The sequence below is a fragment of the Actinocorallia sp. API 0066 genome (assembly GCF_020991275.1).
Lineage (GTDB): Bacteria > Actinomycetota > Actinomycetes > Streptosporangiales > Streptosporangiaceae > Actinocorallia.
The window spans coordinates 309826-318767 of the sequence record NZ_JAJLQY010000007.1; the positions used below are offsets into that span (position 1 = coordinate 309826).

Consider the following 8942-nt stretch of genomic DNA (forward strand, 5'->3'; position numbering starts at 1 on the left):
TTCGCTGGGCCGGGGAGCGCTTTGGCGGGCCCGACTTCGTCGGGAGCGCTCCCTGGCCGGGTGCGGGCGGATCCGCGCATTAGGATTGGGGTCAATGCCTACCTCAACGTGGTTCCGCCTGAATCCCGCAAAACGTGAGCGTGTGCTCGAAGCCGCGCAGCGGGAGTTCGGCGCGCACGGCTACTCCACCGGAAGCCTCAACACGATCGCGCGTGAGGCCGACATCGCCAAGGGCTCGCTGTTCCAGTACTTCAGCGACAAGCTGGAGTTCTTCACCTATGTGGCGGAGGAGACGGCGCGTCGCATCCGGGAGGAGATGGAGCTGGGCATCGCCGCGCTCGACCCGGACCAGTCGTTCACGCACTGGCTCGGCGACGTCGGCTGCCTGTGGGCCGACTACTTCGCCGCGCACCCGTTGGAGCGTGCCGTCACCGCGGCGATGAACCTGGAGATCGACAACACGGTCCGGACGCTGGTGCGCGGCCCGTCGAACCAGCACTACCGCGAGTCGATCAGCCCGCTGCTGGCCCGCTGGCGCGAGCGCGGCGAGATCCGCGCCGACCTGGACGACGACACCGCCCTGGCCCTCCTCATGATCGTCCTCCCGCACCTGGCCCTGGCCCCCTACTACGACGGCCTCGACCCGATCCTGGGCCTGCGCGGCAAGTCCCCGGAGGAGCAGTACCCGATCATCCGCACCTTCGTCGCCACCCTGGGCCCCATCTTCGAACCGAAGCACTGAGCCGACGGGCCGTCAGGGGAAGCCGAGGGTGCGGCGGAGCATGGCGGTGGTGGCTCGGTCGCCTACGGCGAGGCAGAGGGAGGTGAGTTGCTCGGGGGTGTAGTGGGGGAGGAGGGCGTCCCAGGTGGTGGGGTGGATCATGCGGTCGGTGCAGAGTTGGTCGACGGCCTGGAGGAGGAGGCGGTGGCGGTCGGTGAGGGGGGAGGGTGAGGTGAAGGGGGTGCCTTCGATGGTGTGGGCGGCGCGGCGGACGGCGAGGTCGAGGTCGGTCGGTGGGAGGGCGCGGCGGAGTGCCGCGTCGAAGCGGTGCCAGGGGCGGCGGATGCGGCGGGGCAGCACGGTCACGGCTCTACCTCCACAACGAGGATCTTCGTCAGGCGTAGGAACGGGCGGTAGCGGGCGGGCACGAGGTCGCCAGCGGTCGGCACGTCGGTGACGCGCGCCCCGCTGATCCGGCGGAGGCGGCCGAGCCGTTCGACGCCGCCGCGTCCGGCGGCGAGCAGGTTGCGGACCCAGTCGACGCGGTCGCCGTAGGGCAGCGCGACGATCAGGTGACGGCCGTGGCGGAACGCCATGACGGGCGTCCGGTACACCCGGCCCGACTTGCGGCCCCGGTGCACGATGATCGCCCAGGGCGGCAGGAACGGGGCCCAGCGGGACTGGATCCTGTTGACGTACCGGCGGTTGAGGTCGGGCAGCGACGCCGGGGCGAGCCGGTCGGAGTCGTCGGGGCGGCGCAGCCAGGACAGCGGCCCGCGCTCCCAGGCGCCCGCCTCGGGGACGGCCCCGGCGGACTTGAGGAACATCGCGAGCATCTCGTAGTGCCCGACGAGCAGGCACAGTTCGGCGACGCGGCGTTCGTCCAGGAACGTCCGCAGTTCGGCCAGCGTCGCGGGGGAGATCGCGCGCGCCTCGTGCAGCTCGTCCACCGCCCGCAGCAGGACCCGCTGCGCCGGGCTCAGGCCGGGTGTGTCGGGCCCGGCGGCGATCCGCTCGACGGTCTCGATGGACAGCCCGCCGAGACGGGACAGGAAGACGTGGTGCCGGAACTCGTACCAGGCGCCGGTGTTCCACGCCGTCCGCAGCGTCACCAGCTCGGTGACGGCCCGGCCGAGGCCCGAGGTGATCACGGCGCGGCCGAACGGGAGGTAGGCGTGGAAGACGGCGCGGTCGCGGCCGGTCAGGTCGGCGAGCCGGATGCCTCGGGTGCCGAACAGCGGGGCGAGCGCGTGCATGGCGAGCCAGGTGCGCGGCCCCAGGTGGCGCAGCCCGCCGGGGCGGATCCGGGGCGGGTCGGCGTGCGCCCAGTGGGGTGCGGCGGCGAGCCTGGTGACGGCGTTCAATGGGCGCCTCCCGTCCGGTCACAGGTCCTTACACCGTACTACGGTCGGTTCTGCGACAAACCAGTAGCATTGTTGCGGTGAAGGCGGAACAGCAGCAGCGGGCGGGCGCGCTACCGCCCGCGCCCGACCCCGCCCTCGACCCGTACCTCGACGCCGCCGCGCGGTGTTTCACCCGGTTCGGGGTGGGCCGCACCTCGGTGCAGGACATCGCCCGCGAGCTGGGCGTCAACCGCACCACGGTCTACCGGCAGGTGGGGAATGTCCGGTCGGCGGCGCTGCTGCTCGTCTCCCGCGAGGTGGACCGGATCCTGGCGACGCTGCCGGGGCGGATCGCCGGCCTGGACGGGCCCGAGGCCGTCGTCGAGCTGCTCGCGACCGTCATCGAGGAGAGCCTCGCGCATCCGGTGCTGCAGAAGATGCTGACGGACGAGCGGGACATGATCGGCTCGCTGCTCGCCGGGGAGATCCCACGGCTGTTCACCGAGATCACCGACCGGATCGCCCCGCTGCTGCGGCTGCTGGCCGGGGGCGGTGCGATCGCCGACCGCGACCCGGTGGTCGTCGCCGAGTGGCTGACGCGGATCGCGGTCACCGTCATGGTGGCCGAGCCGCGCGGGCCGCTGCGCCGGTTCCTCGCCGAGCTGCTGGTGCCCGCGCTGCGGCCGTACGAGCGTTAGGCCGTCAGGTCCTGGATCGTGCGCTGGAAGGCGAGCTGTTCAGGGGTCGGCTCGCCCTGGACCGACACCAGCGCCATCACCTGGGCGGAGTCGCCTTCGATGGTCAGCTCACCCGACATGATCGACGTGATCACCAGCGACGGGTCGTTCTCCACGTAGAGGCGCTGGGCGACCTCGTAGGGCACCGTGACGGTCGTGGTGGCCGAGTCGTCCAGGCCGCGCGCGACGACGCCGGAGTTGGTGTGCACCTGCACGTCGCCGTCCGGGCCGCCCTTGACGACGAGGTTGATGAGCAGCCCGTCGAGTTCGGCGGGCGGGGCGGGCCATGCGGGGCGGAGCGCCTCCACCGCGTCGAGCCAGGCGTTGGACAGGAAGACGTGCTTGGCTTTCCGTGCCATCGGATCTCCTCGGTTCTAGCCGGCTTCTTCGGCGGTCAGCCGTCGGTTGATCTCGCCGAGACGGGGCAGCAGGGGCAGCAGCGTCTGGACGAACGGGGTGTCCGGGACAACATGCCGAGTGAGCGCGCGGTAGGTCAAGAGGGCGCGCGCCCAGCCGACCAGCCGGGCCGGGACGCGCAGCCCGTGCCTGGCGGCGAGGCCGGTGAGGACGGGCCCGGCGGCGTCCCCGGCGCGCAGCAGGCGCAGCGGCGCGAGTTCGGGCGCGGCCCGTAGGTCGGCTTCGAAGGCTGCCCGGTCAGTGGATTCCGGGACGGCTCCGAGCCGTCCGAGGGCGTCCACCTGGCCCGCGAAGTCGCCGCCGAACAGCGCTGTGACGTAGTCGAGGAAGGCGCGGCGCAGTTGGGGCGCGAGGCGTCCGGTGGCGGTGCATCCGGCGAGCAGGAACGTCCCGTCAGGCAGCACGAACAGGTGCTCGGGCCGGAGGTCGGCGTGGAAGACCCCGTCCGCGAGCGCCGCCTCGACCACGAGGGTGAGGAGCGCGGGCAGGACGTCCTTGACGGCCGCGTCAGGCGCTTCGGAGAGGGGTACCGCACCCGGAGGCAGCGTGAACGCGACGGCTTCCCGCGCGCTCAGCACGGGTGTGGCGAGCCGCAGCCCGCGCATCCGCTCGCCGAGCAGGTCGGCGAGTTCGGTGGAGTTGTGCGCGTCGTGCCGCAGGTCGGTCTGTTCGGCGGCCTGCCGGGCGGTCGCGCGCAGCAGCGCCATCGGCCGCACCGAGCGGGCCTGGGGGAGCAGCGCGACGGGCGCGAGGAGGTTGGCGGCGAGCCTGAGGTCGTCCCGCACCCCCGCCCGCGCGCCCGGCCGCAGCACCCGCAGCAGCACCGGATCGCCGTCCTGGAGCGTGCCCCGGTGCAGTTGGTGCAGGGGGGAGACGGCCAGGGGCACCGGGTCGAGCGAGGCGACCGCGCCGGTGAAGGCGCGGCTGAGCGCCCGGTGGACCTCGCGGGCCGGGATCGGCGCGACCGGCGCGGGGGAGTCCCGCAGGAGGTCGGCGAGCACGCCGGGCGTGAGGCCCTCGGCGTCCCGCAGGAGCAGCGCGAGTTCGCCGCCGGACGGCCCCAGCGCCGTCAGATGCTCGTGGAGCCATCCCGCCGACGCGGCCCGCACCGCGTCCCGGGGATCGCCCGCGAGGCCGTCCAGGGCGGCTCCAGGGAGGCGGCCGAGGGCCCAGCGGAGCTGGCCGGCGGGCAGGGCGACGGCGTGCCGGGCGAGCCTGCCGAGCGAGGGCGGCCCCGGCGACGCCCAGGCGCGGGCGCGGGCGGCGAGCCGTTCCTCCCGGAGGTGTCCGTCGGACGGGAAGTCGGGGTCCATGCAGCCGAACCTAAGCCCTCTCCGGAGTGACTTGCAACATATCGACGCTTTTGTCGCAGTGAGCTAGCTTGGGCGGTACTTCCCACCCCCGGAGGCATCCATGACGTTCTGTGGCCCGTACACCGACGGTCCCACACCCGCGGATCTGGAGATCACGGCGCCACGGCTCGACAGACTGGAGTGGAAGGACCCCGCACGGCTCGCCGTCGTCGTCACCGTGCTGTGGTGGAACACGCTGCGCCAGGTCGCGCGCTGGGGGGCGCGGCGCGGCGAGAAGGACCTCCGGGACGCCGCCGCGCGCGGCGTCATCGACGCGTTCGAGCGGCTCGGCCCGATGTACGTGAAGCTCGGCCAGGTCATCGCCTCCTCGCCCGGCCTGTTCCCCAGGCCGCTCGCGGACGCGGCGCTGCGCTGCCTGGACGAGGTCCGGCCGATCGACGGCGCGAGCGTCCGCCGGATCATCGCCGAGGGCCTGGGCGCCCGCCCCGAGGAGATCTTCGCCGCGTTCGACGACACGCCCCTGTCGGCGGCGTCCGTCGGCCAGGTCCACGCGTGCCGCCTCCCCGACGGCCGTGACGCCGTGGTCAAGGTGCAGCGGCCCGGCATCACCGAGCTGATGGCGACGGACGTGCGCGTCGCCTACTTCTTCTCCCGGATCCTGGAGCGGGTCTCCAAGGTGATGCGCTCGGCCAAGCCGACCGCTGTCATCGAGGACCTGCACGCGGTCACCTTCCAGGAGCTGAACAGCGCGCTGGAGGCCAGGCGTCAGCACGACTTCAGGGAGCGCATGTACGCGTTCGGCGACAACGAGGGCGTCACCGCGCCCGAGGTCTACTGGGACTACTGCGGCCCCCGGGTCATCTGCATGGAGCGCATGTACGGGCGGCCCCTGGACGAGCTGGACGCCTCCGGCATCGAGGGCGTCGACGGCCCCGAACTGCTGCGCCGGGGCGTCAAGGTGTGGGTGGAGGCCGCGCTCGTGCACGGCGCCTTCCACGGCGACGTCCACGCGGGCAACCTCTGGCTGCTGGACGACGGCCGCATGTGCTACCTGGACTTCGGGATCATGGGCGAGCTGCACGGCCCGTGGCAGGAGTTGATGCGCGACATGTTCTACACCGGCATGTTCGACGCCGATTTCCACCGGCTCGTCCCGCACTACCGCGACCTGGGGATCATCCCCGAGGGCATCGGCACCGACGCGGAGATCGCGATGCGCCTGGAACTCGTCTTCGGCCCCATCCTGAGGTCCGGGATGGCCGGGATCAGCGTGGGCCGGACCATCACGATGCTCCTGGACATGGCCAAGCAGTACAACGCGGAATCCCCGCGAGAGCTGATCCTTATCAGCAAGCAGCTTCTCTACTTCGAGCGCTACTCCACCGCCCTGGCTCCCGACTGGATCCTGTTCGCCGACCGCTCCATCGCGAAGAACGTCTTCCCGGAGGCGGTCGCGGCGGCCGACCCGGCCTGAGCGCGGCGGGCGCGGGCCGTCAGTACCAGTGGTTGCGCTGCCAGAAGCCCCACGCCTTGCACGGGTCGCCGTAGCGGGCGCCGATGTAGGACAGGCCCCAGACGATCTGGGTCGTCGCGTTGGTCTCCCAGTTGGGGCCCGCGCTGGCCATCTTGGAGCCCGGCAGCGCCTGCGGGATGCCGTAGGCGTCGCTCCAGGGGTTGTCGGCCCGCTCGTTCCAGTTGGACTCCTTGGTCCACAGGATCTTCAGGGCGGGCCAGCACGCCTGCCAGCCCTTGGCCGCGTTGAGCTTCTCGCCCGCGTCCAGGTTCTGCTCGGCCGTCGGGTTGGGGAGCTTCGCGAGCTTCTCGGCGGCGATCTTCGCGTCGATCTTCGCCTTGTTCTTCTTGTACCACTCGGCCTTCTTGCGGGCCGCCTCCTTGGCGCGCTTCTCGGCCAGGTAGGCGCGCTTCTTGGCGGCGGCGACGGCGTCCGCGACGAGCGGCTCCATGTCGTTGGCCTGGACCAGGCTGAGCGCCTCGGCCGCCGACAGGGTGCCGTCCCCGGCGATGGCGGGCGGGTCGGACTCGCCGAACTCCAGCTCGACGAGGGCGTAGCCGAGCACGCCCATCGCGGCGAGCGCGATGACGGCGTTGCTGGTGAGGATCCGGCGCGCGACGGAGGGGCTCATGGACAAGAAGGATGCACGCTCCGGGCCGGTGCCGGAACCAGGAGCGGCGGAAAACTCTAGGCGGAGGCCAGCCGACCCAGCGCGAGGGCGGCGTACAGGGCGCTGCCCCTGGCCAGGACGGAGTCGTCGAACTCGGCGTCCGCGCTGTGGTTTCCGGGCGCGGTGGCCGGGTCGCGGCCGGGCGGGGTGGCGCCCAGCATGGCGAGGGCGCCGGGCACGTCGGCCAGCACGAACGAGAAGTCCTCGGACGCCAGGATGGGCTGGGGCGCGTCGAAGTAGCTGTGCTCGCCCAGCAGGGCGCGGGTGGTGGCGGCGAGCCGTCCGGCCTCGGCGTGGTCGTTGCTGGTGACGGGGTAGTCGATCCGGTAGTCCACGTCCACCTCGACGCCGTGGGCTGCGGCGAGCCCTGCGAAGACCCGGTGCAGGCCCGTACGCACCCGCTCCTGTGACGCCGTGGAGAACGACCGTACCGTCGCGCTGAAGACGGCGTCGTCGGGGATGACGTTGGGGGCGGCGCCCGCGTGGATGCTGCCGACCGTCACCACGACGGGGTCGAGCACGTCGAACTCGCGGGTGACGAACGTCTGGATGGCGCCGACCATCGCGCAGGCGGCCGGGATCGGGTCGCGGGCCCGGTGCGGCATGGACGAGTGCCCGCCCTGCCCCCGGACGGTCACCGTCACGGTGTCGGCCGCCGCCATGATCGGCCCGCCCCGGCACACCACGAACCCGGACGGCAGGATCGACGACGACACGTGCAGCGCGTACGCGGCGACCGGCTTCTGCCAGGTGGCTTCCAGCACGCCCTCGTCGATCATGAGCCGGGCCCCGTGGTAGCCCTCCTCGCCCGGCTGGAACATGAGGATGACGCTCCCGGCGAAGTCCTCGGCGGCCAGGAGCCGGGCCGCGCCGACGAGCATCGCGGTGTGCAGGTCGTGCCCGCACGCGTGCATGACGCCGCGCGTCCGGGAGCGGAACTCCAGGTCGGTGTGCTCGTCCAGGGGCAGCGCGTCCATGTCGGCGCGCAGCAGGACGGTCGGCCCCGGACGGGAGCCGTGCAGGACGGCCGTGACGGAGGTGAGCGCCCGTCCCGTGGTGATCTCCAAGGGGAGGCCGCGCAGCGCGTCGAGCACCTTGTCGCGGGTGGCGGGCAGGTCCAGGCCGGTCTCGGGCTCGGTGTGGATGGCCCGCCGCAGGTCGGCGAGGTCGTCCTGGAGGGCCGCGGCGTCGGCGAGCGTCACTGTCACAGACCGATCCAACCCTCTGCCCGGACGTAAGGCAACGCCCGGTAGCCCCCGCACGACAGGCCGCGCGGGCCGGAATTCGGGTTCCCCGGCCTATCTGACAACACCTATTCCCAAGTTGGACCGAATGCCAGTAGAGTGCCGCGAGTCCGGCGAATGTGACGCACGTCGCTTCCTGGAACGAGCCGTCCACCCGTGGTGCCAAGGGGGTACGAACGCATGGCCGTGCTGCTCCAGCGTGGTCCGGGCCTCCTCGCCAGACGGGCGCTCGGCCTCCTCGACGAGGCGGGCGAACTGTTCGTCACCCTCCTGGAGGGGCTGCGCCGCACCTGGGACGTCAGGACCTGGTTCGGCGAGTTCGTCGAGCAGGCGTGGTTCATCGTCCGGGTCACCAGCGTGCCGCTCCTGCTCATCGCGATCCCGCTCGGCGCGACCATCTCGCTCCAGGTCGGCGACATCGCCCGGCAGATCGGCGCGCAGTCCAGCACCGGGGCGCTCGTCGTCGCCGGGATGGTCCGGCAGATCGCGCCGCTCGCCGCCGCGCTGCTCATCTCCGGCGCGGGAGGCAGCGCCATCACCTCCGACATGGGCGCCCGCCGCATCCGCGACGAGCTGTCCGCGCTCCAGGTGATGGGCATCAACCCCACCCACCGGCTCGTCACCCCGCGCCTGTGGGCGGCCGCTGTCGTCAGCGTGCTTCTGTGCTCGCTGGTGATCCTCTCCGGGACCGCCGGAGGGTTCTACTTCAACGTCATCCAGCAGGGCGTCACCGCCGGCGCCTACTTCGACGGGGCGGCCTCGCTCCTCCAGCCGACCGACCTGCTCATCACCCTGTTCAAGGCGTTCGTCTTCGGGCTCGTCGCCGCCGCCGTCGCCTGCCACATGGGCATGACGTGCGACTACGGGCCCGCCGGGGTCGGCCGGGCCGTCACCCGGGCGACGGTCGCCACGTCGCTGCTCGTGTTCTTCCTCAACTACGTGCTCGAAACGCTCTACCTCGTCCTCGTCCCACCCAAGATCTAG

At 72.2% G+C, this 8942-nt stretch carries 10 protein-coding genes; 4 read left to right on the forward strand and 6 right to left on the reverse strand.

Features of this window, described 5'->3' with window-relative positions; all coding sequences use genetic code 11:
* Positions 1 to 142: 142 nt before the first annotated feature.
* Positions 143 to 742: a TetR/AcrR family transcriptional regulator gene (locus tag LO762_RS19850; protein WP_230617195.1), complete on the forward strand. Its 600-nt coding sequence runs from the start codon at positions 143 to 145 to the stop codon at positions 740 to 742.
* 12 nt (positions 743 to 754) lie between these two features.
* Here LO762_RS19850 and LO762_RS19855 read toward each other — a convergent pair whose 3' ends face one another.
* Positions 755 to 1087, reverse strand: a complete 333-nt coding sequence (locus LO762_RS19855; RefSeq protein ID WP_230617197.1) for a hypothetical protein — start codon at positions 1085 to 1087, stop codon at positions 755 to 757.
* Entirely contained in the window at positions 1084 to 2085 is a 1002-nt protein-coding gene (locus tag LO762_RS19860) for a nitroreductase family deazaflavin-dependent oxidoreductase (RefSeq protein ID WP_230617199.1), read from the reverse strand. Before LO762_RS19860 ends, LO762_RS19855 begins: the two co-directional genes overlap by 4 nt.
* Positions 2086 to 2162: 77 nt before the next feature.
* Between LO762_RS19860 and LO762_RS19865 the strand changes: the two genes are divergently transcribed.
* Complete coding sequence (locus tag LO762_RS19865; RefSeq protein ID WP_230617201.1) at positions 2163 to 2762, forward strand: TetR/AcrR family transcriptional regulator; 600 nt, start codon at positions 2163 to 2165, stop codon at positions 2760 to 2762.
* Here LO762_RS19865 and LO762_RS19870 read toward each other — a convergent pair.
* Positions 2759 to 3160, reverse strand: coding sequence for an SCP2 sterol-binding domain-containing protein (locus tag LO762_RS19870; protein ID WP_230617203.1), 402 nt, complete (start codon positions 3158 to 3160; stop codon positions 2759 to 2761). The genes LO762_RS19865 and LO762_RS19870 overlap by 4 nt on opposite strands.
* A 15-nt stretch (positions 3161 to 3175) precedes the next feature.
* Positions 3176 to 4531 carry an AarF/UbiB family protein gene (locus LO762_RS19875; RefSeq protein WP_230617205.1) on the reverse strand — a complete coding sequence of 452 codons (1356 nt, stop codon included), beginning with the start codon at positions 4529 to 4531 and terminating at the stop codon, positions 3176 to 3178.
* A gap of 100 nt (positions 4532 to 4631) precedes the next feature.
* Here LO762_RS19875 and LO762_RS19880 point away from each other — a divergent pair, with 100 nt between their 5' ends.
* Positions 4632 to 6005, forward strand: a complete 1374-nt coding sequence (locus LO762_RS19880; protein ID WP_230617207.1) for an AarF/ABC1/UbiB kinase family protein — start codon at positions 4632 to 4634, stop codon at positions 6003 to 6005.
* A 19-nt stretch (positions 6006 to 6024) separates the two neighbouring features.
* Here LO762_RS19880 and LO762_RS19885 read toward each other — a convergent pair whose 3' ends face one another.
* Together LO762_RS19885 and LO762_RS19890 are read right to left on the reverse strand one after the other, a co-directional pair.
* Positions 6025 to 6675, reverse strand: a complete 651-nt coding sequence (locus LO762_RS19885) for a lytic transglycosylase domain-containing protein (protein WP_230617209.1) — start codon at positions 6673 to 6675, stop codon at positions 6025 to 6027.
* A gap of 56 nt (positions 6676 to 6731) precedes the next feature.
* Positions 6732 to 7922 carry a M20 family metallopeptidase gene (locus tag LO762_RS19890; RefSeq protein WP_308104215.1) on the reverse strand — a complete coding sequence of 397 codons (1191 nt, stop codon included), beginning with the start codon at positions 7920 to 7922 and terminating at the stop codon, positions 6732 to 6734.
* 216 nt (positions 7923 to 8138) lie between these two features.
* Between LO762_RS19890 and LO762_RS19895 the strand changes: the two genes are divergently transcribed.
* Positions 8139 to 8942, forward strand: coding sequence for an ABC transporter permease (locus LO762_RS19895; RefSeq protein WP_230617211.1), 804 nt, complete (start codon positions 8139 to 8141; stop codon positions 8940 to 8942).

What these genes read in the sequence shown, in the direction of transcription:
- LO762_RS19885 (WP_230617209.1), bottom strand. Translation starts at nt 6,675, where the DNA reads ATGAGCCCCTCCGTCGCGCGCCGGATCCTCACCAGCAACGCCGTCATC.
- LO762_RS19875 (WP_230617205.1), bottom strand. Translation starts at nt 4,531, where the DNA reads ATGGACCCCGACTTCCCGTCCGACGGACACCTCCGGGAGGAACGGCTC.
- LO762_RS19880 (WP_230617207.1), top strand. Translation starts at nt 4,632, where the DNA reads ATGACGTTCTGTGGCCCGTACACCGACGGTCCCACACCCGCGGATCTG.
- LO762_RS19870 (WP_230617203.1), bottom strand. Translation starts at nt 3,160, where the DNA reads ATGGCACGGAAAGCCAAGCACGTCTTCCTGTCCAACGCCTGGCTCGAC.
- LO762_RS19895 (WP_230617211.1), top strand. Translation starts at nt 8,139, where the DNA reads ATGGCCGTGCTGCTCCAGCGTGGTCCGGGCCTCCTCGCCAGACGGGCG.